Annotated in this window: 21 protein-coding genes and 1 tRNA gene; 11 read left to right on the top strand and 11 right to left on the bottom strand. The window is 68.2% G+C overall.

The window, feature by feature from the left end; translation table 11 throughout:
• Together NBT82_RS04365 and trpB are read right to left on the bottom strand one after the other, a co-directional pair.
• Positions 1-426 (bottom strand): GlcG/HbpS family heme-binding protein, encoded by a 426-nt coding sequence (locus NBT82_RS04365; RefSeq protein WP_251330356.1) that lies wholly within the window; start codon positions 424-426, stop codon positions 1-3.
• Between the two features lie 369 nt (positions 427-795).
• Entirely contained in the window at positions 796-1,947 is a 1,152-nt protein-coding gene (trpB, locus tag NBT82_RS04360) for a tryptophan synthase subunit beta (RefSeq protein ID WP_251330355.1), read from the bottom strand.
• A 135-nt stretch (positions 1,948-2,082) separates the two neighbouring features.
• On the opposite strand from trpB, the gene gatC reads away from it, so the two are divergent.
• Together gatC and gatA are read left to right on the top strand one after the other, a co-directional pair.
• The gene (gatC, locus tag NBT82_RS04355; protein ID WP_251330354.1) at positions 2,083-2,361 is read left to right on the top strand and encodes an Asp-tRNA(Asn)/Glu-tRNA(Gln) amidotransferase subunit GatC; all 279 of its coding nucleotides are present in this window, start codon (positions 2,083-2,085) and stop codon (positions 2,359-2,361) included.
• Complete coding sequence (gatA, locus tag NBT82_RS04350) at positions 2,358-3,629, top strand: Asp-tRNA(Asn)/Glu-tRNA(Gln) amidotransferase subunit GatA (RefSeq protein ID WP_251330353.1); 1,272 nt, start codon at positions 2,358-2,360, stop codon at positions 3,627-3,629. Before gatC ends, gatA begins: the two co-directional genes overlap by 4 nt.
• Positions 3,630-4,065: 436 nt before the next feature.
• On the opposite strand, the gene NBT82_RS04345 is transcribed toward gatA, so the two are convergent.
• Positions 4,066-4,482 carry a hypothetical protein gene (locus NBT82_RS04345; RefSeq protein WP_251330352.1) on the bottom strand — a complete coding sequence of 139 codons (417 nt, stop codon included), beginning with the start codon at positions 4,480-4,482 and terminating at the stop codon, positions 4,066-4,068.
• A gap of 35 nt (positions 4,483-4,517) precedes the next feature.
• Positions 4,518-5,255 (bottom strand): hypothetical protein, encoded by a 738-nt coding sequence (locus NBT82_RS04340; protein WP_251330351.1) that lies wholly within the window; start codon positions 5,253-5,255, stop codon positions 4,518-4,520.
• A gap of 16 nt (positions 5,256-5,271) precedes the next feature.
• On the opposite strand from NBT82_RS04340, the gene NBT82_RS20000 reads away from it, so the two are divergent.
• Positions 5,272-5,403 (top strand): hypothetical protein, encoded by a 132-nt coding sequence (locus tag NBT82_RS20000; protein WP_256476675.1) that lies wholly within the window; start codon positions 5,272-5,274, stop codon positions 5,401-5,403.
• On the opposite strand, the gene NBT82_RS04335 is transcribed toward NBT82_RS20000, so the two are convergent.
• From NBT82_RS04335 to NBT82_RS04320, 4 genes are all read right to left on the bottom strand, one after another.
• Entirely contained in the window at positions 5,396-8,080 is a 2,685-nt protein-coding gene (locus NBT82_RS04335) for an alkaline phosphatase PhoX (protein WP_345780674.1), read from the bottom strand. The genes NBT82_RS20000 and NBT82_RS04335 overlap by 8 nt on opposite strands.
• Positions 8,081-8,617: 537 nt before the next feature.
• Positions 8,618-9,955 (bottom strand): Trk system potassium transporter TrkA, encoded by a 1,338-nt coding sequence (trkA, locus tag NBT82_RS04330; protein WP_251330350.1) that lies wholly within the window; start codon positions 9,953-9,955, stop codon positions 8,618-8,620.
• A 49-nt stretch (positions 9,956-10,004) separates the two neighbouring features.
• A complete protein-coding gene (locus NBT82_RS04325) occupies positions 10,005-10,562 on the bottom strand; it encodes an SRPBCC family protein (RefSeq protein WP_251330349.1) in 558 nt (185 codons plus the stop codon).
• Between the two features lie 102 nt (positions 10,563-10,664).
• Positions 10,665-10,916, bottom strand: a complete 252-nt coding sequence (locus NBT82_RS04320) for a hypothetical protein (protein WP_251330348.1) — start codon at positions 10,914-10,916, stop codon at positions 10,665-10,667.
• A gap of 151 nt (positions 10,917-11,067) precedes the next feature.
• Between NBT82_RS04320 and coaBC the strand changes: the two genes are divergently transcribed.
• Both coaBC and NBT82_RS04310 read left to right on the top strand, forming a co-directional pair.
• Positions 11,068-12,240, top strand: a complete 1,173-nt coding sequence (gene coaBC, locus NBT82_RS04315; protein WP_251330347.1) for a bifunctional phosphopantothenoylcysteine decarboxylase/phosphopantothenate--cysteine ligase CoaBC — start codon at positions 11,068-11,070, stop codon at positions 12,238-12,240.
• Between the two features lie 179 nt (positions 12,241-12,419).
• A complete protein-coding gene (locus NBT82_RS04310) occupies positions 12,420-13,520 on the top strand; it encodes a guanosine monophosphate reductase (protein ID WP_251330346.1) in 1,101 nt (366 codons plus the stop codon).
• 83 nt (positions 13,521-13,603) lie between these two features.
• Here NBT82_RS04310 and NBT82_RS04305 read toward each other — a convergent pair whose 3' ends face one another.
• Positions 13,604-14,071: a DUF2240 family protein gene (locus NBT82_RS04305; RefSeq protein ID WP_251330345.1), complete on the bottom strand. Its 468-nt coding sequence runs from the start codon at positions 14,069-14,071 to the stop codon at positions 13,604-13,606.
• A gap of 92 nt (positions 14,072-14,163) precedes the next feature.
• On the opposite strand from NBT82_RS04305, the gene NBT82_RS04300 reads away from it, so the two are divergent.
• Both NBT82_RS04300 and NBT82_RS04295 read left to right on the top strand, forming a co-directional pair.
• On the top strand, positions 14,164-14,535 hold the full coding sequence (locus NBT82_RS04300) for a 30S ribosomal protein S8e (RefSeq protein WP_251330344.1): 372 nt from the start codon (positions 14,164-14,166) through the stop codon (positions 14,533-14,535).
• Positions 14,536-14,761: 226 nt separating this feature from the next.
• The gene (locus NBT82_RS04295) at positions 14,762-15,535 is read left to right on the top strand and encodes an enoyl-CoA hydratase/isomerase family protein (protein WP_251330343.1); all 774 of its coding nucleotides are present in this window, start codon (positions 14,762-14,764) and stop codon (positions 15,533-15,535) included.
• A 10-nt stretch (positions 15,536-15,545) separates the two neighbouring features.
• Here NBT82_RS04295 and NBT82_RS04290 read toward each other — a convergent pair whose 3' ends face one another.
• Together NBT82_RS04290 and NBT82_RS04285 are read right to left on the bottom strand one after the other, a co-directional pair.
• Positions 15,546-16,820: an MFS transporter gene (locus NBT82_RS04290; RefSeq protein ID WP_251330342.1), complete on the bottom strand. Its 1,275-nt coding sequence runs from the start codon at positions 16,818-16,820 to the stop codon at positions 15,546-15,548.
• Between the two features lie 97 nt (positions 16,821-16,917).
• Positions 16,918-18,342, bottom strand: coding sequence for an erythromycin esterase family protein (locus tag NBT82_RS04285; RefSeq protein WP_251330341.1), 1,425 nt, complete (start codon positions 18,340-18,342; stop codon positions 16,918-16,920).
• Positions 18,343-18,512: 170 nt separating this feature from the next.
• Here NBT82_RS04285 and NBT82_RS04280 point away from each other — a divergent pair.
• The 4 genes from NBT82_RS04280 to NBT82_RS04265 all read left to right on the top strand — a co-directional run bounded on the left by NBT82_RS04280 (position 18,513) and on the right by NBT82_RS04265 (position 21,772).
• A tRNA-Arg gene (locus NBT82_RS04280) sits at positions 18,513-18,585 on the top strand.
• A 94-nt stretch (positions 18,586-18,679) separates the two neighbouring features.
• Positions 18,680-19,159 (top strand): DUF7553 family protein, encoded by a 480-nt coding sequence (locus NBT82_RS04275; RefSeq protein WP_251330340.1) that lies wholly within the window; start codon positions 18,680-18,682, stop codon positions 19,157-19,159.
• A gap of 106 nt (positions 19,160-19,265) precedes the next feature.
• Positions 19,266-21,164, top strand: a complete 1,899-nt coding sequence (locus NBT82_RS04270; RefSeq protein WP_251330339.1) for an arginine--tRNA ligase — start codon at positions 19,266-19,268, stop codon at positions 21,162-21,164.
• A 38-nt stretch (positions 21,165-21,202) separates the two neighbouring features.
• Positions 21,203-21,772 (top strand): thermonuclease family protein, encoded by a 570-nt coding sequence (locus NBT82_RS04265; RefSeq protein WP_251330338.1) that lies wholly within the window; start codon positions 21,203-21,205, stop codon positions 21,770-21,772.
• Positions 21,773-21,830: the final 58 nt, after the last annotated feature.

The following is a 21,830-nucleotide window of genomic DNA, read 5'->3' as shown; positions in this document are numbered from 1 at the left end:
TCATCCACCTCGGATTTCTTCCCAGCGGCTCACGCCGGCTTGCGCGACTTCCATGTCCTGCTCGACGGCGCCGCCGGACACGCCGAACGCGCCGACCACGTCCCCCGACTCGTCCAGCAGCGGGTAGCCGCCACCGAAAATGACGATCCGTCCCTCGTCAGTCGTCTGGAGCCCGTACAGGGAGTTGCCGGGTTCGGAGGGTTCGGCGAGTTCGTGCGTAGGCATGTCTAGCGCAGCCGATGTATAGGCCTTGTTCCGCGAGATGGAGACGGACGCGAGCCATGCGTCGTCCATCCGATGCTGCGCGACGAGGTTCCCCTCGCTGTTCGCGACGGTGATGACCATCGGGTTGTCGATTTCCTCGGCCTTCCGTTCGGCCGCGTCGATCAATTCTTTCGCCGTGTCAAGGGTGATGGATTGAACCATTCCGGATAGGTATCCGGACGGGACAGATATAAACACTTGCCTTTATTTTCTCGAAACCAAATATCACGTTCAAGAGTCTCCAAAATGCGCAATTCTCTCGTTCAAACGGGGTTCGATTCGTCTAACACGATTTCCTCGACCAAATCGGTAGATGGAGTATAGTAAATGAAACCAATTACAAATTGTCCGATCACGAGACCAGTCTGTGACCCCGCAACGCCTCTGATTTTGGCCAGCCTAAAAACTGTGGTGGAGTTTATTCGAACGGCCGGCTGGCGAGATACCGCGGACGACGCCATCGAGAACGTGCCCCGAAGTCGGGACTGGATGTGGGGGTCCGGAACGGTGCGGTCGCTACGCCTCGGTCGTCTACAGATCGAAGTGTTCCGCCGCCGTCTCCATGTCCTTGTCGCCGCGGCCCGAGAGGTTCACGAGGATGCTGTCGTGGTCGCTCTCCTCGGCGAGTCGGATCGCCAGCGCCACGCCGTGACTCGATTCGAGAGCGGGAATGATCCCCTCCGTCTCGGCGAGTTCCCGGAAGGCACCGAGTGCCTCGTCGTCGGTGACGGCGGTGTACTCGGCCCGGCCCATCGCGCGGAACATGGCGTGTTCGGGGCCGACACCGGGGTAGTCCAGCCCCGCCGACACGGAGTGAACCTCGGTGTCGTCGCCGATCACGCGCGTTTTCATGCCGTGGATGACCTCGTCTTCGCCCTCGGCGAGGGGAGCGGCGTGGCGGCCGGAGCCCTCGCCCTCGCCGCCGCCCTCGGCGCCGTAGAAGGCGACGTCGTCGTCGCGAAGCGGGTGGAACAGGCCGATGGCGTTCGACCCGCCGCCGACGCAGGCGACGGCCGCGTCGGGGAGAGAGCCGGTCCGGTCGAGCATCTGCTGGCGCGCCTCCTCGCCGATGACGGACTGGAACTCCCGGACCATCCGGGGAAACGGATCGGGGCCGACGACGCTGCCGACGAGGTAGTGCGTGTCCTCGATGTTCGCGGCCATGTCCTCCAGTGCGACGTCGACGGCATCGGCGAGGCCGGCCCCACCGCGGGTCACCTCGTTGACCGTCGCGCCCATCAGCCGCATCCGGAAGACGTTCATCTTCTGGCGCTCGACGTCCTTTTTCCCCATGTAGATCTCGGTGTCGAGATCGAGGAGGGCGCCCGCCATCGCCGTCGCCGTGCCGTGTTGTCCCGCGCCGGTCTCGGCGATGAGGCGCTCCTTGCCCGCCCGCTTCGCGAGGAGCGCCTGCCCGAGCGTGTTGTTGATCTTGTGGGCGCCGCCGTGGAGCAGGTCCTCCCGCTTGAGGTAGATGTCGGCGCCGTAGCGCTCGCTGAGATTGCGGGCGTGATAGAGGGGCGTGGGGCGTCCGGCGAACGTCTCCAGGCGGTCCCGGAGGTCAGACTGGAACGACTCCGTGGGTGCCACCTCGTCGTAGGCGGCCGCGAGATGTTCGAGAGGTTCCTCGAGCGCGTCGGGAACGTGACGGCCACCGTAGCCGTCGAAGGTACCGTCGACCATAGCGGTCGGATGCTCGCCCAGGGTACATAAACGCTACTGGCCATCGCCGGCCCGCGGGACCGGTCGCAGACCGACCGCGGAGCGGGGCGTTGGTGGACCGAAACCCTTAGTGCCGGCCCGAAAGTCCCCTCACACATGAGTGAGACGCCCGTCGATCCCGACGAAGTCCGCCACGTCGCGGACCTGGCCCGGATCGACCTGAAAGAGGACGAGGTGGATCGGTTCGCCGTGCAGTTCTCCGAGGTTCTCTCCTACTTCGACGCCCTCGACGACGTCCCGGAAGTGGACGCCGAGGCGGAACTGGTGAACGTCATGCGGGACGACGAGGTGCACGAGGGACTCACCCAGACGGAGGCGCTGCAGAACGCCCCCGAGTCGGAGGACGGCTACTTCAAGGGGCCGAACGTCTCATGAGCGGCGACGCGTTCATCACCGAGACGACGATCGACGGCGCCGCGGACGGGCCGCTGGCGGATCGGACCGTCGCCGTCAAGGACAACATCTCGACCGAGGGCGTCCGGACCACCTGTGGCTCCGAGATGCTCGCCGACTACGTCCCGCCCTACGACGCGACGGTGGTCGAACGGCTCAAGGGGGCGGGCGCGACGCTCGTCGGCAAGACCAACATGGACGAGTTCGGGATGGGGACGACCACCGAGACGTCGGCCTTCGGCCCGACGACGAACCCGGTCGACGAGTCCCGCGTCCCCGGCGGGTCGTCCGGGGGCAGCGCCGCGGCCGTCGCCGCCGGCGAGGCCGACGCCGCTCTCGGCAGCGACACTGGCGGATCGGTGCGCTGTCCCGCGGCGTTCTGTGGCGTCGTCGGCATCAAGCCAACCTACGGATTGGTCTCTCGATACGGCCTCGTCGCCTACGCCAACTCGCTGGAACAGATCGGACCGCTGGCGCCGACCGTCGAGGAGGCCGCCGAGGTGCTCGAAGTGATCGCCGGCCCCGACGAGCGCGACGCGACGACGCGGGAGGCGGGTGCCGACGCGAACTACGCCAGCGCCGCCGACGGCGACGTCGACGGCCTCTCGATCGGCGTCCCGACGGAACTGATCGAGGGCGCCGACGAGCGCGTCGTCGAGACGTTCGAGGACGCCCTCGCCGACCTCGAAGCGCAGGGTGCCGAAACTCACGAGGTGGCCCTGCCGTCGGTCGAAACCGCGGTGCAGGCGTACTACGTCATCGCCATATCCGAGGCGTCGTCGAACCTCGCGCGGTTCGACGGCGTGCGCTACGGTCCCGGAGCGGACGTCGAGGGCAACTGGAACGAGTCCTTCGCGCGGGTTCGCGAGGAGGGGTTCGGCGACGAGGTGAAACGGCGGGTGCTGCTCGGCACCTACGCCCTCTCGGCCGGCTACCACGACAAGTACTACGCGAAGGCCCAGGACGCTCGCGCATGGCTGAAGCGGGACTTCGACGAGGCGCTCGCCGAGGCCGACGTGCTGGCATCGCCGACGATGCCCGTCCTCCCGTTCGAACTCGGCGAGAACCTGGACGATCCGCTCCGGATGTACCTGGCGGACGCCAACACCGTCCCCGTGAACCTCGCCAACCTGCCCGCCATCTCCGTGCCCGCGGGACGGGCCGACGGCCTCCCCGTCGGTCTCCAGTTGATCGGCCCGGCGTTCGGCGAGCGAGCGATCATCCGGGCGGCAAGCGCTGTCGAGGGCTGATCGCGGACGGCAAACCCCTGTCTCCCGACGCCGGGCGCCCGCGATCATCGAGGCAACGCGGCGTTCGACTGGCGTCACCGGACCGACGTCGTCGCTCGTCGAGGCACCCTCAACACGTGGGTCTGACGGCTGGAGAAGCTCCCGGTCCGCCCGTCCGGTCGACACTCGACGAAACGGGGCCGTCGTTCGGTAGCGGTACTGAGAGGGTCACACGCGATAGGGCTACCCGATCCGACGGGCGACGCGTTCCCCCCGGAGCCGCGTCGTCTCGATCGCCGGCCGACGAAACGTCGGCCGGCATCGGATCGGAGTGCCCACCGAAATACCGGCCCTCACATCACATAACGTTACGGCCTGAATTATCATTCTCGATACTCCAGACCAGGAGACGGCGGTGCAACTATCGACAGTGATGACGGATGGGGTGTCGGTCGCGTCAGGCCGAACCGCGCTCCGTAACCCCTGCGCGGATCCCTTTCGCCCGCTTCTCGACGCGGTTGACGTACCGTTCGGCCCGCTCCGGTTTGATCCCGTAGTACGACGCGACCCAGTTGAGGTCGCCGTACGTCTGCGTGAGGAAGTACGCGGTGAGGGTGTCCCGCCCGGCCTGGATGATCGCCGGCGGAACGCCCCGGTCGCCGACGTCCTCCTCGTCGAACCCGTTGACGTCGAAGTAGACGTCGGCGTACAGTTCGGCCGTCTCGGGGTCGTCGAACGTCTCGCCGTCGTGGTGTGGGGCCTGGAACCGGTATCTGGTCCCGTCGAGGGTCGTGCGTTCGACGATACGAACGTCGAGGACGTACTCGCGGTGGATCGTCTCAGTGCCGTCGGATGTGGGATTCGGTCGTGGCATGTGGTCGTCGAGAGGGTGGTCGAACGCCGGTACAGCTACCTCCGTCGCCGGAGGCCGATGATCGCGACAGTCCCCATCGCGACGAACACCAGCGCCGGCGAGAGGGGGCCTGCCCCCGAGGTCGATCGTGCGGGCGGGTCGGTCCCGCGACGGTCGCCGTCGGCGTCCCCGGCGGTACCGTCGCCGCCACCGACGTCCGTGCCGGTCGATCCGGCTGCGGCGGTCGACGGGGTGGCGCCGCCACCTCCGACCGTCACGGTTCCGGACTGAGTGGCCGGATCGACGGCGCTCCCGTCGTCCGCGTCGAACTGCCGGGGATCGAGGGTGAGTTCGACCTCGCCCGGCGACGCGCCGGCGACGGTCACCGTCGCCAAGGTCACGTCGGTGGCACCGGGTTCGACCGCGCCCTCCACGTCCGCGGCCTCGAGCGTGAGTGTCGTTCCGTCCGCCCCGATTTCGGGGTCGCTCGTCAGCCCGAACCGGGCGGGGTAGCTAGCGGACCGAATGCTCACGACCTCGGGGTTCTGGACGGTGAGTTCGAGGTAGTAGCCCGCCAGGCCGTCCGGGGCGCTCGTGAGGACGACGCCGACGGTCGTGGTCCCGTCCGCGGTCGTCGAGCCGTCGGTCACGACGACGGTCGGTCGATCGCTCTGTGCCGTGGCTGCACCTGCCGCCGCCCCGAGGAGGGCGAGCGCCGCCAGCGCGACCACGACGGCCGCGCCGCGACGGCGGGAGTCGACAGGTGTCGGAATCGAAGGTCTCAGTCGAATCATTGTCTGGGAATAGGGAATGAGGGTCTATCGGGGCCGGTCGGCGGACCGGGCGGCGAGACACCTCGTTCTCGGGTGGCCGTCGCCCGACGCCACCGCCGTGCCGGGAGCGCTCGGCGCGGAACCGACGACGGCCGGCACGATCAGTTGACCTCCTCGTAGAGGTCGACGACGTCGTCGAAGTCGAGTTGACCGTTCTCGTTGAAGTCGTACGCCGAGGCGTTCATGGTGACGCTGTCGGCGTCGAAGTTGCTGAACAGGATCTCGATGTCCTCGTAGTCGAGGCGGCCGTTACCGTTGAGGTCCTCGTAGAGGCCGTCGCCGTCGGGGTCGGTGGGCGCCGCCCCGCCCGTGACCGTCGGCGGGCCGGTGACCAGGACGCCCGAACGGGCCTCGGCGCCGATGGCGTTACCCTCCTCGTCGTCCATCTGGCCGATCTCGACCCCCAGGTCGGTCGTCCCGGTGCTGTCGCCACGCACCGTGAGGGTGGCGAGCGGAACGTCGCGGCCGCCGGCCTCGACGTTCCGATCCGTGTCCGCGACCCGGATGGTCACGGTGGACCCGTCCTTGCTGATCGAGCTCTCGGTGAGGCCGAGCGCATCGGGGAACTCGACGCCGGTGATGCTGGCGACGTCGGGGTTCGAGACGGAGACGGTGACTTCCACACCGGAGAAGCCGGCGGGAAGGGACGACGCTTCGAGGACCGCCTCGCCGGTCTTCCCGTAGCCGACGGCAATCGACTGCACGTCCACCAGGACGTTCGGCTGGAAGACGTAGAGGCCGTCGTTGGGGTAGGAGCGTGCCGGGCCGCCGAAGCCGTCCTCACAGCACAGGACACGACCGTCGCGCATCGTGTAGACGTTGTCGATGTTGCGGAGCGCGTCGTCGGCGTCCTGCGGTCCGTCGGTGAAGTCGGGACCGACGATGACCGGTTCGAGCCGCGAGACGTCGTAGTTCGGGTCGAGTTCGGCGCGGTAGACGATCCCACCGCTGACGCGGTCCATCTGGATGTCACCCTCGTCGTCGGCGAGCTGGTCCTCGAACGCGGAGATACCGAAGTAGACGAAGTCGCCGGGCTGGGAGTCGTCGACGCTGTCGACGCCCTCGGCCTTGTTGAACTCGATGGAGGCACCGAGTTCCTTCGCGGCCGCGCGGGTTTCCAGGAAAGGGACGCGGCGGAGCTCCTCGTCGACGCCGTCGGGACCGTTGGCCTCGTACTGCTCGCCCCAGCGGACGATTTCCTCGTTCGTGATGTAGTTCTGGTTGCCGCTGGCGCTCTTGAGGACGGTGAGGTCGGCCTCCTTGACGGCGTCGCTGTACGCGACGTTCGTGCCGAGGTCGTCCTCGGTGTAGTCGGTGTGGGCCGTGATGTAGTCGATCTGCGTGACGTCGTCGTAGTCGGCGATCCAGGACGCGACCTCGCCGTTCGTGGCGTGACCCATCTCGATCCACTCGATCTCGAGCGGCGTCTGGGCCGGCGAGTTCCGGGTCCCGGAGTCGGCGACGCTGGCGGCGTCGTTCGTGATCTTCGGGGCGTAGAGCGTCCCCGCGATGTCGTCCGTATTCGCGTAGCTGTCGATCGGCTCGTCGGCGACGAACTTGTAGATGCCCTTGCTGTCGCCGTCCGAGCAGCCGTAGACCGTCTTGCGGTCGCCCTGGATGTCGGGCGCCTCCCAGGCGGCCCGACCCATCACCCAGTACTTGATCGGGCTCGGCTCGTCAGCGGCCGGATCCCGAATGTCCACGAAGTAGCCGTAGCGGTACGGATTCGGGTAGCCGTCGCCGATCGGCGTCAGGTCGTTGCCGCCGTCGTCGGTCTGGTCGACCGGTTCCGCACCGAGGTAGTAGGCCCCCTTCTCGATGCCGCCCTGGGACCAGTAGCCCTGCGCGGTGAAGGCCTCCTCGATATCGCCGTTCGCGGCGTACTCCTCGATCGCGGGGCCGATCCCCGTCGGGTTCGGCCGGTTCCAGAACTGACAGCCGCCGATCTTGCCGACGCCGGTACCCGACTCCACGATGTCGCTTACCGTGTACGTATAGGAGACACGCGGATGACTGTAGTTCTCCTCGGCGGAGATCATCGTCTCCCACGGGCTGAGGTCACCGTAACAGTTGACCCATGTGCCCCCGATGTCGCGAAAGGCCTCCGTGTTCGGCAGGTTGAGCGTCATGTCGGAGTCGACGTCGGCGCTCCACTCGCCGTTCTCGTCCTGGCTGATCGGAACCCGCGAGATGCAGCCGGGGTAGTTCTCCCAGTTGGTGAACAGGAAGCCCTCGGTCCCGTCCTCGTCCGTCGAGACGAACTGGTTGCAGTCCGGATTTCCACCGTAGCCGCCGGACGATCCCGCGAACTCCGTGAGACCATCCCCATCCGGCGTCTGCGGGACGCCGAGACGCTCGGAGCCACCCTGGATCGGCTCGCGACCCTGGATCAGAATCTCGTAATCGCCGGCTTCGGATCGCACCTGCCGCTGTTTCTCTTCCGTGTCGGGGATACCGACTTCCGGGAAGTCGTCGTTGTTGCCGTCGAACTCGAAGGTGAAGCCGCCGAAGTAGCCGACCGCCGCGCGGCCGAACTTCCCCGGATTCGTCCCGTTGGGATGCTGGAGACTGTACAGGAGCGAGCCGTCCTCGAAGACGAACGGCCCGGTCACTTCGGCCCCGAACGCCGTCGTCGAGAACCGCTTGAGTTCGCCCTTGACACTCGGCGCGCCGGGCGTGTCCGATTCCTCGACGTCCGCACTCGCCACACCGGAGCCCACCACGCTGGCACCGAGAGCGGCGGCTGTAGACGTCGCCATCAGGGTTCGTCGAGTCAAATCGACCATGCGATTGAGTCGTCGATCGGCTCGGTAAAACCCGTTTGTATTACGGATATGTTGATAGAAATAAATAGTGGAGCCGCAGGTGTGAATATGTAAACCACAACACACATAGGGAGCGGTTCGGATGTCGTGTACGTACGCGTTCGCGCGGTGCGGCGAACTCGTCGCCGGCGGTGGGAGCCGCCGTTGCAACCGGTCGTCGCACCTGCCGCTACCGCGAGCCGACATAAAAAATTGCGCGTCCGATTTTCAACGGTGATGTTTGGGCGCCGCCGCTCTGTCGCCAGCACTCCGGCGGCGGCGGGACCCACACCGGCAGGACCTCCAGTCGTTCGGCCCCCCTGCCGACCCCGCGGTCACCGCCATCGAGAAACGGCCCGATGGACCCGCCGGCGCAGTTGCGACCGTCACCGGCACGGCCAGATACGCGAGAACGCTCCCGACGAGGGTCAGACTCGCCCGGTACTCGACACGGGAGCCCATCGAGATTCGTCGGGTTCTAACCAGCGAGGGAGGTTCAAGCTACTGACAGCGCCGCGCTCACAGCATCGGAGTCACGTCGTCGGCGACACAGGCATCGAGGAAGGCGACGACGTGGTCGCCGGGGCGGATCACCGTCTCCCCGCGCGGGGTGATCAGGTCCGTCTCACGGGTGATGGCGCCGATGACGACCCCGTCGGGCAACTCGCCCACCGACTCGTGGATCGGCCTGTCCGCGAGGACGCTCTCATCGTCGACCTCGACTTCGAGCACCTCGGCGCGGTCGCTCTCGATGATCGCGACGTTCTCGGCACCGCCGTCGCGGGTGAACCGCGTGATCTCCTCGGCGACCACCTCGCGGGGATTGACACCCACGTCGACGCCGACGGTCTCGAACAGGTCGACGTACTCCGACGTATCGATGATCGCGACGGTCCGGTCGACGCCCAGTCGGCGCGCCAACAGCGACACCAGCAGGTTCTTTTCGTCGGAGTCGAGCGCCGCGACCAGCAAGTCGGCGTCGCCGACGTGTTCGCGCTCCAGGAAGTCGGCGTCGGTTGCATCGCTCTCCAGTACCACCGCGTCGGGGAGTTCTTCGGCGAGGCGGCGGGCGCGTTCGGGGTCCCGTTCGATCAGTCGAGGCTTGAACCCTTGTTCTCCGAGCAGACGGGCCACGTGGTAGCCGATCTCGCTGCCCCCGACGACGACCACCTCCTCGGCTGTCCCGGGACGTTCCTGGGGCGCCATGATCGTCGCGAACTCCTGTACCGCCTCGGGGTTGCCGATCACCACCACCCGGTCGTGTTCCCGAAACACGGAGTCGCCGCGGGCGATTTCCACCTCGCCGTCGCGGAGGAAGGCGGCGAAGGTGAGGTCGTCGAACCGGTCGGCTTCCGCGACCGTGTGATCGGTGACGGAACTCCCCGGCGGTACTTCGAACTCGGCCATCTGGACGCGGCCGTCCGCAAAGGAGTCCACGTCGCGGGCGGCTGGAATCCCGACCACGCGGACGATAGCCTCCGCGGCGAGCAGGTTCGTACACACGATGAAGTCGATGCCGAACGCCCGTTCGGACCGCTCCCACGTCCGCAGGTACTCCGTGTTCTTCACGCGGGCGACGGTGAAGGCGTCGCTCACCGCGCGGGCCGTCCCGCAGATGACGATGTTGGTTTCGTCGTCGTCGGTGCTGGCGATGACCATGTCGGCCTCGTCGATGCCCGCCTCCTCCAACGTCGACAGCGACGTTCCGTCCCCCTCGACGGGCAACACGTCGAGCGAGTAGGTCAACTCCTCGACTCGGTCGCCGTCCCGGTCCACGACGACGATGTCGTGCGCGCCGGCGAGGTCGGCGGCGATGCTCGATCCGACCTGGCCGGCACCGACGACGATTATACGCACGGTCGATCGCTCCCGGAGTGCATACGGCGCTATCGACGCGCACGCGGTTTCACGATTTCGCTTCTCGTCCCCCGTCGCTCGGTTCCTCGTGTACGACGAGTTCCACCTCCCGCTGGCGCCCCTCGACGTCGGCGACGATCCGTTCGACCACGCGCTCGGCCTCCTCGACCAGGATCGGTTTTACCTTCTCGACCACCCAGTCGAAGGAGACGAACCGCGGGAGGTCGATGATTCCCCCGGCCACGGAGTCGGCGTCGAACTCGACTTCGAGATGGACGCGGCAGGCCGGTCCCTCCTCGTCCGGCAGACTCGCGGGCACGGTATCGAGACGGTCGACCCGCCACCGGCCCCGGGCGTCGAGATCACGGATTACTCGCCAGCCGAGCCGTGCCGGCGGGTCGGCCTCGGTCACCTCGGTGTGGGCGGTGTAGGAGAGTTTCCACCACGCGAACCGAAGCCGATACCGGGTCCCCGGCGAGCCGTCTCCGTCGGCGTGTACGTCCGTCAGGTACTCCGAGTACCGGGCGTACCGCGGGAAGTCGACGAGGAAGTCGTACACCTCATCGGCCGACAGGTGGACGACGGTGCTGACGTGGATACGGTCCACGTGGGACCCTCGGCCTGCGTCGTGGTAAGGGTTTTCGCGCCACCCGAGGACGCTCCCTTCCGTCACCGTCGACGCCGGCTACCGCCGGAGGCTCCGGTCCACCTAGAGAGGATCACCACAGTACTCGCAGGCCTCGCCCGCGGCCGTCCGCGACCCACAGTGCGGGCAGTTCGTCCGATCCGGGTCGCCACCGCCCCCCGAGTCGCCGAACACGGCAGACGCACCGATGACGGCGATGCCCAGGAAGGCAGCGACGAACCAGCCGACCGGACCGATCGTGAGGAGGAAGAGACCGACGACTGCCGCGGGGACGCCGAGCAGGACGGAGAGCATGAGTTCCGATTCGCGGGTCACGGACCACCGTACATCGGCCGGTGAAAAACCCGTTTCGGTGGGGAAAGGGCGCCGTTCACCTACGATTACCGCCGGCCCGTCGCCGGCCGACTGCGGGCGGTCGACGCCCGACGACCGACGCTTAAGACCCTCGCCACGAAAGGTAGAACGAATGCTCGAGGGGACTCACGTCGCACTCGGCGTCACGGGGAGCATCGCGGCGGTGACGACGGTGGAACTCGCCCACGAACTCCGGCGACACGGCGCGCGCGTCAGACCCGTGATGACCGACGCTGCCCGCGGTATCCTCCATCCTTGGGCACTTCAGTTCGCCACCGACGCCACGCCGGTCACGGAACTCACGGGCGCGGTCGAACACGTCGACCTCTGCGGTCGGGAGGGGTGGGCCGACGTGCTGTTGATCGCTCCGGCCACCGCGAACACCGTCGGCAAGGTGGCCGCGGCCGTCGACGACACGCCCGTGACGACCTGTGCGACGACGGCACTCGGCGCGGACGTGCCGGTCGTCGTCGCGCCCGCGATGCACGAACCCATGTACGACCACCCCGGCGTACTGGACGCCATCGAGCGCGTCGAATCGTGGGGCGTCGACTTCGTCGACCCGCGCATCGAGGAGGGCAAGGCCAAGATCGCGAGCGAGGACGCCATCGTCACCGCCGCGGCGCGCGCGACGACACCACACACGCTCGAAGGTCGGCACGTCGTCGTCACGAGCGGGGCGACCACGGAGTCGATCGACCCCGTCCGGACGCTCTCGAATCGCGCCTCCGGACGAACCGGCCGCGCGGTCGCCCGCGCCTGTCACGTTCGGGGCGCGTCGGTGACCCTCGTCCACGACGGCCCCGACGTCCACTACGCCGACGTGTGCGCCGTCGAGAGCGCCGCCGAGATGCTCGACGCCGTCCGTGCGGCGGTCGGCGGCGAGTCGGGAACGACCCGGGCGGACGCCCTCGTCTCCGCCGCCGCTATCTCCGATTTCACCGTCGGGTCGGCGGACGAGAAGATCCGCTCCGGCGAGGCGATCACCCTCGATCTGGAGCCGACACCGAAGCTCCTGGACTCGGTCCGGGCCGAGCATCCCGACCTCACGATGGTCGGCTTCAAAGTTGAGACGAGCGGGGACGAGGACGCCATGGTCGAGCGGGCGACCGCGCTACGCGACCGAGTCGACCTCGCGTTCGTCGTCGCCAACGACGCCTCGGTGATGGGCGGGGCGGAGACGAACGCGCTCGTCGTTCGTCCGGACGCCGTCGACCGATACGCGGGATCGAAGGCCGGGCTCGGTGCCGAAATCGCCGCGAATCTCGCCGCGGCCCTCGACTGACCGGTGCCGGCACGGGGACCCCGACGGCTTCCCGGCCGGAGGGCCGCGAACCGACACTCGGGGTTGGGGTCGACGGCGGATCACACGGCCCGTACTGGGGCCTGATCGGCCGTCTCCCGCTCCGGTCAGCCCGGCGAGTCGCGGGGTTTAACAGTTCGGATCACTTTCTCAGGAGGGGTATGGATGACCTTCGAACCGGCCTGAGCTATGGTGACGTGCTCCTCGTGCCGAAGCGGTCGCCGGTCGACAGCCGTGACGACGTCGATCTCACGACGACGTTCACGCCGACCGTCGACCTAGAGACGCCGCTCGTCTCCGCGGCGATGGATACGGTGACCGAAGCGGAGATGGCGATCGGTCTCGGTCGCGCGGGGGGGTTCGGCGTGTTGCACCGGTTTCTCTCGCCGGACGAACAGGCCAGACAGGTCGAGCGAGTGGTGGCCGCGGGCGAGCAGGTCGGCGCCGCGGTCGGCATCGACGAGGACTACGTCGCCCGGAGCGCCGCGCTGGTCGAGGCTGGCGTCGACGCCCTCGTCGTCGACGTCGCCCACGGTCACCTCGAACGCGCGCTCACCGCCGTCGAGGATATCGCCGGCGCGTTCCCGGGGACCGACCTCGTCGCCGGCAACGTCGCGACGCCGGCGGGGGTCGAGGATCTGGCGGCGGCGGGCGCCGACTGCGTGAAAGTCGGGATCGGCCCGGGATCACACTGCACGACGCGAAAGGTCGCCGGCGCCGGCGTCCCCCAGTTGACCGCGGTCGACGACTGTGCCCGGGTGGCGGCGGATCTGGACGTCCGGATCTGTGCGGACGGCGGGATCCGCACCTCCGGCGACGCGGTGAAGGCACTGATGGCCGGAGCCGACACCGTGATGCTCGGCAGTCTCTTTGCCGGGACCGACGAGGCGCCGGGTGCGATCGTCGAGGTCGACGGTACGCGGTACAAGCGGTCGCGGGGAATGGCGACCACCGCCGCCGCGGAGGAGCGCGACGACAAGGGAGCCGACGTCGACGCCGACGAAGGGGTCGAGGCACTGACCCCGTACAAGGGGCCCGTGGCGGACGTCGCGGCCGACTTCTGTGCCGGGATCCGTTCGGGTCTCTCCTACTGCGGTGGACACACCATCCCACGGGCACGGGACAACGCCGAGTTCGTTCGCGTCGCCCGAAGCGCGAGAGAACGGGAGGGGTACCACGTGGATCACGACTGGGAGGGCGTCAGCGTAGAGAGCGAGGCGAGCGGCGGCCCCGACCTCGAAGTCGCCGACAGCGACGACTGATACGGCTTACCGTAGCGGTTTGCCGGCGGTCGCTGCTCCGTGTTCGGTGACCGCCGGAACCGACGTACAGCAGTCTGTCTGAGTCACGGATCGTCCGTCCCCGCACCCGCCCGGAGATCGGCGAGGGCTCGGTCGGCAGCGTCGTCGACGTCGACCCCCCGGCGGCGGGCATAGAGGACGGCCGCGGCCTCGATGGTGACGCCGAGTTCGCGCTGTCGCTCGTTGATGGCCGCGACGGCCTCCTGTTTCTCGATGCCGGCGTCGACGAGGGCCGCGAGCACGCGCTCGAACGCGGACTGTTCGCGGAGGATCGACTCGTCGGGGACGAAGCCGTCGGGGATGGTGACCGACGCGGGGTCGAACTCCGCGACCAAGTCGTCCTCCTCGCGGGAGACGAGGCCTCGGCCGGCCGCGACATCGACGAGTCGCTTGGCCTGATCGGGTGTGAACCAGTCACGGTCCAGCGAGAGCGCGACCACGAACTCTCCTTCCCCGAGACGGGATCGGCCCCGGTCGCGGAACGGTGCCGCCACCGCGGCTTCGAGGCTCATGACCCACAGAGGGTATCGCGGATCACTAAACCCTATCCGTTCCGGCTCCGCGTTCCGAGCGATTCAAGTAGCTGCTGGAACTGGATAGCGGTATGAAAGACCAGGGACGCTCGACACGCAAGCGGACGGGCGGCCGCCTCCGGCCGTTCCGAAACAAGAAGCGATACCAGCTCGGCCGCCAGCCAGCCGAGACGACGGTCGGCGAGCCCCGCTTCCAGACCATCGACGCGCGCGGCACCGGGACCAAGACCCGCGCGCTCGCCACGAACGTCGCGCACGTCGCCGACGGCGGCGAGACTGTCGAGGCCGAGATTGAGAACGTGACCGAGAACCCGTCGAACACGAACTACGCTCGCCGAAACATCATCACGAAGGGCGCGATCATCGAGACGAGCGCGGGGCGCGCCCGCGTCACCTCGCGACCCGGACAGACCGGACAGGTCAACGCCGTTCTGCTGTCGTAACTCGTCGATCGTCGGACGCTCGGTTTGCGGTTCAATACGGTACGTGCCGGGACGCCTGCCGATGCGTGAGGCCATCTCGACCGCCCAACTCGGGAGCGCGTAGCCGACCGATCGAGGCGGCCCCCGCTCTCGGACCGGCCACGGCGGCGGTGCCTCGCTAACCCGCATCACCACACCCGTGAGCGGACCCCGAACGATTAACGTCTTGGCAGTCCTCCGGAGAGGCGTGTCCTGGAACACCGTTACGCTCGACGTCACGGACGGCATCGCTCGTCTCACGGTCGACCGCCCCGACGCGTTGAACGCGATGAACAGCGAGACGCTCGACGAGATTGGGGACGCCATCGCCGAGGCCGAGGACGAGGCGGCCCGCGTGTTGGTACTCACGGGTGCGGGCGAGGACGCGTTCATCGCCGGCGCCGACATCGACTACATGAAGGAGTTCTCGACGCCCGAGGCGCTCGCCTACGCCGAACGCGGCCAGGCGGTCGTCCGCGACCTGATCGAGTTTCCCGGCGTCACCATCGCCGCCATCAACGGCTACGCCTTCGGCGGCGGCTGCGAGTTCGCCCTCGCCTGTGATCTGCGTGTGGCGAGCGAGCGCGCCGCCGTCGGCCAGACCGAAATCGACCTCGGCATCATCCCCGGATGGGGTGGCACACAGCTTCTCCAGCGACTCGTGCCCGACGAGACGGCACGCCGGCTGATCTTCTTCGGCGACCGCCTCGACGCACAGGACGCCTACGAACGGGGGCTCGTCGGAGACGTGGTCGCCCACGACGACCTCTACGACCACGTCGACGAGATGGCGTCGGAACTCGCCGCCAAACCCCGTCACGCCCTCTACGCCGCGAAGGAGGCGCTGAACGCCTACCACGAGACGGGGGGCGAGGGGGGACTCACCGTGGAGCGGCGGGCCTGGAGTGGCCTGTTCGGGACCCACGACCAGCGCGAGGGGATGGACGCGTTCGTCGAGAAGCGCGACCCCGAGTTCGAGTAGGCCCGCGCCGTCAGTCGCCCGACGACCGCGACCACGGCCACTCGACGCGCCGTTCGGGCTCCCCGGTCTCCGTCACTTGCGTCCCGACGAGCACCAACGCGAGCGTCGCCAGCGCCCCGGCCGCGAGGAAGGGGACGGCAAACCCGAACCGCTCCAGATAGCCCGAGGCGAGGGGACCGACGGCGACACCGAGGCCGAACGCCATCGTCAGCACCGAGAGCGTGGTACCCGACTCCCCCTCTCGGGCGAGATCACCGGCGACGGCCAGCGAGGGAGCGAACACGAGCGCCACCGCGACGCCCAGGAGAAAGCGGTTCACCACCATCAGCGCGGGCGTGAGGACGTATCCCTGGGCGACCGTCGCCGGCACGAGCAGGCCGAACCCGACGAGCAGGAACGGTCGGCGTCCGTAGCGGTCGGCGGCCCGCCCGACTGGGATCTGGAAGGCCACGTTGGCGAGGGTGACGGCGCCGAACTGCACCCCGAACCAGAGGGTGCCCTGGCTCAGGCGTTCGTTGATCCGACCCTCCAGCGTGGCGAACATGGCGATGCAGATTCCCATGGCGACGGTGCCGAGGCCGAGCGCGAACACCGGATCGAGGAGGCGACCGTCGCCGCGAACGGTCACGGAGAGGTCGTCGCTCGCCTCCGCGGCGGGTCGGTCGGGATCCGAGACGAACGCCCAGACGGTCAGAAAGCTGACCGTCGCGCCCGCGACGGCGACGGCGAAGGCGGCGTCGAAGCCGCGGGCCTCGACGACGATTCCGGCGACGATGGGTCCGAAGCCGAAGCCGATCAGGCGGAAGGTGTTGAACACGCCGAAGTTGCTGCCGCGGTCGGTCGCGGTGGCGAGTTCGTTCACGAGCGCCACGGTACTGGGGATAGTGAAGGCGGCACCGATCCCCTGGAGGATCCGCAGGGCGACCACGAGCCAGTACGACGAAACGAGGGCGTACGCCCCGCTCGCGGCGCCAAGAAGCAGGAGGCCAAAGAGAATGAACGCGCGGCGGCGCCCCGTCCGATCGGAGAGCCGCCCCGTGAACGGCTGGGCGAAACTGTTCAGGAAGCCAAAGAGCGAGAGGACGAGGCCGACGAGGAGGTACTCCGTGACCGTCAGCGAGGCGCCGAGAATCGACAGTTCCGTCCCGACCAACGCCTCGATGGGGATTCGTCCGCTCGCCAGATACAGCGGCAGGACGACGATCAGAAAGGAGTTCCCGATGGCATCGGCCATCCGCGCCAGGCCCAGCGCGAACACGCGGCGGTCCAGATCCAGCACGCTCATCGCGTCTGCCGGTTTCGGCTCCACGCGCATCACGATTTCGTTCCCGCCGCGTCCGTCGACGACCGTGCGTTCCGCCCCGCGGTCCGGGACGGAACGGTCACGATCCGTCCGCCGCCGAGAACGACGCCGGCGAGGCGGTCCGGACGAAGACGACGCCGTCGTACACTGCGTCGGCGGCCATCGACAGCGGGAGCGCACCCCGTTTCGCGGCCCGGGGGACCGAGAACTGCACCCTGTCGGTGTCGTCGAGCAAGGCGTCGACGGGTGGCCGGTCGCGGGCCGACTCGAAATCGAGGAAGAGCGGCGAGCGAGCCGCGTCGACCAGCGTCGCGGCGAGGGTGCCCGGAACCGGCCCGTCGAGGTCGTGTGTCGCGAACGCGGACCGGTCGGAATCGGTCGGCGCGGTGAAGCGCCCGGTTCCGAACAGACAGCCGAGAGAGTAGTAGTCGTCGCCGAACGTTCGAGTCAGGTGGTGACCCATCCGGGCGGCCTCGTCGTCGCCCAGCCCGTCGTTGCGCATGGTGTGGTTCGAGCTTCCCAAGACGACGGCCCGCTCCGCGCCGGTCCAGTCGCGGAGCCAAGCGACGTTTTTCGCCATCGCCTCGTCGCGGATGCGTTTGCCCCGCGTGTACGCCTCGGCGCTCAGGTGCGCCTGGAATCGCAGCCCCCGTTCGAGCGTCCAGAGGTGACGACGGATCAGCCGCCACTCCGAGACCGAACTCGCGGCGACGTACGCGTCCCGGCGTTCCCGGAGCCGGTCGCGGAGCGCGCCGAACAGCGACGTCCGTGACTCGGTGACGAACTCGACGTCGTGTCGCTCGTAGAGCGGCTCCGTGAGCGGCCGCAAGTCGTCGTCGATCGCCGCCAGATACGCCGGATCGACCCGATCCAGATAGGAGCGAACGGCCGTCGCGTTCACGTCGAAAAACTGGGCGTCGTACCCCCGGACGACGGCTCGGTCCGCGGGCGGACGCCCGGCGTTGAACTCCCGCAGCCACTCGAACAGTCCGCGGATCGCCGCCGTCCGCCAGAAGTAGAAGTCGAGTCCGGCCATCGCCGAATCGAGGTCGACGCCGCCACCGGTGATGTAGTCGTTGACGGCGGCGAAATCGCCGAGCGTCCCCTCGATGGCGACCAGTCGATAGCCGTGGTCGGCGACGAGCCGGCGGACGATTTGTTCGACGAGAGTTTTGAACTCGGCGACACCGTGGGAGTTCTCGCCGATGCCGACGAGGGGTGACTCCGAGAGGCGTGCGGCGACGGCGTCCAACCCATCGGAGGCCGGGGCCGGATCGAACGACACCGCTTCGCGTTCGATGGCGTCGACGAGCCCGGTACCGTGTGCCGTCTCCGTGGCGGTCCGTGCCGGCGTCCCCGCGGTGGTGGTTCGTGACTCGTCCGTCGGCGTCGCGGAGGAGGGATCGGCCGTCTCGCCGCCCGCACAGCCGGCGAGCGACCCGGTTGCGAGCGCACCGGTCAGCGCAACGACTCGTCGGCGGGAGAGGGAGTTTCGGGGACCCATGTCGTGACCGGTCGACGCAATCCGTAAATATGTACCACTGGATCTTCACCGACTGAGACCGTCGACCGAACGTCCGGACCGGTGAGTGCCGTCCGCCGATCCTCGACTCGGGGCGGCCGGCGCACGATCAATAGGTATATACGTGATTCCGGGCAAGATTGGCCCGACGTGTCCCGGTAGGGTAGTGGACTATCCTCTTGGCTTCCGGAGCCAGGGACCGGCGTTCAAATCGCCGCCGGGACGTTTCTGCCGACCTACGACGCCGAGCGACAGCGAGGCGTCCCGGTCGGCAGAAACGGACGACGTAGCGATTTGAGCAGCGAACGAGCGAAGCGAAGTGAGCGAGTTCAAATCGCCGCCGGGACGCTCACTTCGTTCGGTCCCGACCAGCCCCCACGTTCGCGTGGGGACGCCGCCGGGGCGTTTCTCGCGAACTCCCGAGACCGAACGACAGCGAGGTATCGATACGGTCGGCGTCGCGACGCACGTGGTCGAGACGGTGCTCGGCCGTGCGCTGCTGAAGGTATTTCGGAGTTCGGTCCCAAGGGAGCCCATGCGCACGCTCCGGGAGGTGAACAGGCGGCTGCTCGACGCCATCGAGGAGCCACCGGACACCGGTGAGGAACAGCGACTGGACCGACTCGCCGCCGCGCTCTGGGATCGTACACGGAGCGGAGAAGGCTTGGACCCCGGCTCCCTCTGTCGAGTGCGACACAAACTGCGGGTCATCGCCGACGCGAGCCACGAAGGGCGGGCCCGGCATCTCGAACGGGCACGCGAGTTGCTGGCCGACTACGCCGTCGAACGGGACGAGTGAGCGACGCCGGCGTCGGTCGTCTCGCGGGCGTACGGCGGCGGTTGACGGGCCGACGCCCACGATGTAGTGAGATTTATCCGGGAGTAGGGGCGAGGATTTCCGAAGAATGCTTGGAGCCATCAAGCGCGAGCTTTTCGAGGGTATACGCGCCGCAGTCGCCGATGCGGGCTACGGCCACGACGTCGACCCTTCGGCCGTCGAACTGGAGGCGTTCGACGACGAGGAGAAGGGGGAGTTTTCGTCTGCGATCTCGTTCGCCATCGCTGCCGACGCCGGCAAGAACCCGATGGCCGTCGCCGACGAACTCGCGGCGAGCCACCGCGAGCGCGGACTGCCGAGCGGCGTGGCCTCCGTCACCGTCGTGAACGGCCACATCAACTACCACCTCGACGTGGAGCGGATGGCCCGCCGCACCCTCTCGACCATCGACGCCGAGGGCTCCGCGTACGGCGCCCGGGAGCGGGAGGACCCAGACCGGATCGTCGCCGACGTCTCCTCCCCGAACATCGCCAAACCCCTCCACGTGGGGCACCTGCGAAACACCATCCTGAGCGACGCGCTCATGAACGTCCTCGAGGAGCGGGGGCACGACGTGACCCGCGACAACCACCTCGGGGACTGGGGGACCCAGTTCGGTAATCTCCTCCACGAGTACGTCGAGTTCGGCGACGCCGAGGCATTCGAGGCGGACCCGATCGCCCACCTGCTCGAACTGTACCAGCAGTTCGAACGGCGCGACGGGCTGTTGGAGGACGTCGCGGAGTTCGGCGCGCTGACCGACGGGTTCGAGACGGCCGTCGCCGAGGAGCGAGCGTACCACGTCGACGACGGCAAGGAGTGGTTCGCCCGCCTCGAACGCGGCGACGAGGCGGCCGTCGAGCGCTGGGAGCAGTTCCGGGAGTCGAGCATCGAGCGCTTCGAGGCCATCTACGCGGAACTGGGCGTCGAGTTCGACTGCTGGCTCGGCGAGAGCTTCTACGCCCGCGAGGGGTGGAACGACCGGGTCGTCGACCGGGCTCTCGAAGACGACGTGGCGATGCGGGGCCCGGACGGGTCGGCGTTCATCCCCATCTATCCGGACGACTACGACGACGGCGGTGCCCCCGACTCCGACGGGGTCGACCCGTCGCTCGACCGCGCCCGCGAGGCGCTCGACGAGGCCGGCAGCGTCGAGGATGCCGCCTTCGACGCCTTCTACATCGTCAAGTCGGATGGCTCGACGGTCTACGGTACCCGGGACCTGGCGACCATCGAGTACCGCGTCAGCGAGTTCGACGCCGACCAGTCCGTGTACGTGGTCGCCAGCGAGCAGAACCGCTACTTCCAGCAGTTGTTCGTGGCCGCCCGGAAGATGGGCTACTCCGATATCCACCTCGAACATATCGACTACGGGATGATCAGCCTGCCCGAGGGGAGCATGTCGACGCGGGGCGGCCAGATCGTCACGGTTCGCGAGGTGCTCGATGCGGCCCGAGAGCGCGCCCGCGACATCGTCGCGGAGAAGGGTCGCAACGTCGAGGGCGACGAGGTGGACGCCATCGCCCGCAAGATCGCGCTCGCGACGGTGAAATACGGGATGGTCGCCTCGAATCGCGGCAAGGACGTCACCTTCGACATCGACGAAGCGGTGTCCCTGGAGGGCGACACCGGCCCCTACGTCCAGTACGCCACCACTCGTGCGTACAGCATCCTCGATTCGGCGCCGGCGGTCCCCGCCGTCGACGGAATCGATCCCGCGGCGTTCAACGACACCGACTACAACCTGCTCTATCACCTCGGGCGCTACCCACTCGTCCTCGAACGGTGCGAGGAGCGATACGACGCCGCGCCGCTCGCTCGCTATCTGCTCGATCTGGCGCACGTCTTCAACTCGTTCTATCACAAGAACCGGGTGCTCGACGCGGAGTCGGCGGCCGAGGAACGCCTCGTCCTGACCGACGCCACCGCGCAGGTGTTCGAGAACGGACTCGGACTGCTCGGCATCGACACGCTCGCCGAGATGTAGGCCGCGGCGTTTTTGCCTCCCGACGCCGACCCCGAACCGTGTACAGACGCTCACTCGTCGCCGTCGCCGCCGCGCTCCTTCTCGTGAGTGCCGGCTGTGTCGGCCTGACGCCGGAGCCGACGCCCGAGGCGGGGGCGGCGACGGCGACGCCCGCGAGCGGTACGACCGTCCGCGTGGTCGACGTGGTCGACGGCGACACGGTCGACGTTCGGTTCCCGGACGGGCGGACCGACACCGTTCGGCTCCTCGGCGTCGACACCCCGGAAGTCCACGTCGAGACCGATCCCGCGGAGTTCGAGGGCGTCCCCGACACCGAGGCGGGGCGGGCTTGCCTCCGACGGGGCGGCGAGGCCGCGAGTGCCTTCGCGGCCGGCCGCCTCGCGGACCGGCGGGTGACCCTCCGCTTCGACCCGGCCGCGGGACGACGCGGCGGATACGACCGGCTGCTCGCCTACGTGCTGGTCGACGGGGAGTCGTTCAACGCCGCACTGCTGGAACGCGGCCACGCCAGACTCTACGACTCGGCGTTCGGGGAACGGGACCGGTACGCCGCACTCGAACGGTCGGCCCGCGAGGAGCGGCGGGGCGTCTGGTCGTGTGCGGCCTGAAAGCACGCCGACGTTCGGAAGCGTGGAGTGAGAGCGATTGAGCGTGTGATTCCCGTTT

The sequence above is a fragment of the Haloplanus sp. HW8-1 genome (assembly GCF_023703795.1).
Classification (GTDB): domain Archaea; phylum Halobacteriota; class Halobacteria; order Halobacteriales; family Haloferacaceae; genus Haloplanus; species Haloplanus pelagicus.
This window is presented reverse-complemented; position numbering and strand designations above follow the sequence as displayed.

Excerpts from the sequence above, each read along its gene's own strand:
- NBT82_RS04365 (WP_251330356.1), bottom strand. The coding sequence starts at position 426 with ATGGTTCAATCCATCACCCTTGACACGGCGAAAGAATTGATCGACGCG.
- trpB (WP_251330355.1), bottom strand. The coding sequence starts at position 1,947 with ATGGTCGACGGTACCTTCGACGGCTACGGTGGCCGTCACGTTCCCGAC.
- gatC (WP_251330354.1), top strand. The coding sequence starts at position 2,083 with ATGAGTGAGACGCCCGTCGATCCCGACGAAGTCCGCCACGTCGCGGAC.
- gatA (WP_251330353.1), top strand. The coding sequence starts at position 2,358 with ATGAGCGGCGACGCGTTCATCACCGAGACGACGATCGACGGCGCCGCG.
- NBT82_RS04345 (WP_251330352.1), bottom strand. The coding sequence starts at position 4,482 with ATGCCACGACCGAATCCCACATCCGACGGCACTGAGACGATCCACCGC.
- NBT82_RS04340 (WP_251330351.1), bottom strand. The coding sequence starts at position 5,255 with ATGATTCGACTGAGACCTTCGATTCCGACACCTGTCGACTCCCGCCGT.
- NBT82_RS20000 (WP_256476675.1), top strand. The coding sequence starts at position 5,272 with ATGAGGGTCTATCGGGGCCGGTCGGCGGACCGGGCGGCGAGACACCTC.
- NBT82_RS04335 (WP_345780674.1), bottom strand. The coding sequence starts at position 8,080 with ATGGTCGATTTGACTCGACGAACCCTGATGGCGACGTCTACAGCCGCC.
- coaBC (WP_251330347.1), top strand. The coding sequence starts at position 11,068 with ATGCTCGAGGGGACTCACGTCGCACTCGGCGTCACGGGGAGCATCGCG.
- NBT82_RS04310 (WP_251330346.1), top strand. The coding sequence starts at position 12,420 with ATGGATGACCTTCGAACCGGCCTGAGCTATGGTGACGTGCTCCTCGTG.
- NBT82_RS04305 (WP_251330345.1), bottom strand. The coding sequence starts at position 14,071 with ATGAGCCTCGAAGCCGCGGTGGCGGCACCGTTCCGCGACCGGGGCCGA.
- NBT82_RS04300 (WP_251330344.1), top strand. The coding sequence starts at position 14,164 with ATGAAAGACCAGGGACGCTCGACACGCAAGCGGACGGGCGGCCGCCTC.
- NBT82_RS04290 (WP_251330342.1), bottom strand. The coding sequence starts at position 16,820 with ATGAGCGTGCTGGATCTGGACCGCCGCGTGTTCGCGCTGGGCCTGGCG.
- NBT82_RS04285 (WP_251330341.1), bottom strand. The coding sequence starts at position 18,342 with ATGGGTCCCCGAAACTCCCTCTCCCGCCGACGAGTCGTTGCGCTGACC.
- NBT82_RS04270 (WP_251330339.1), top strand. The coding sequence starts at position 19,266 with ATGCTTGGAGCCATCAAGCGCGAGCTTTTCGAGGGTATACGCGCCGCA.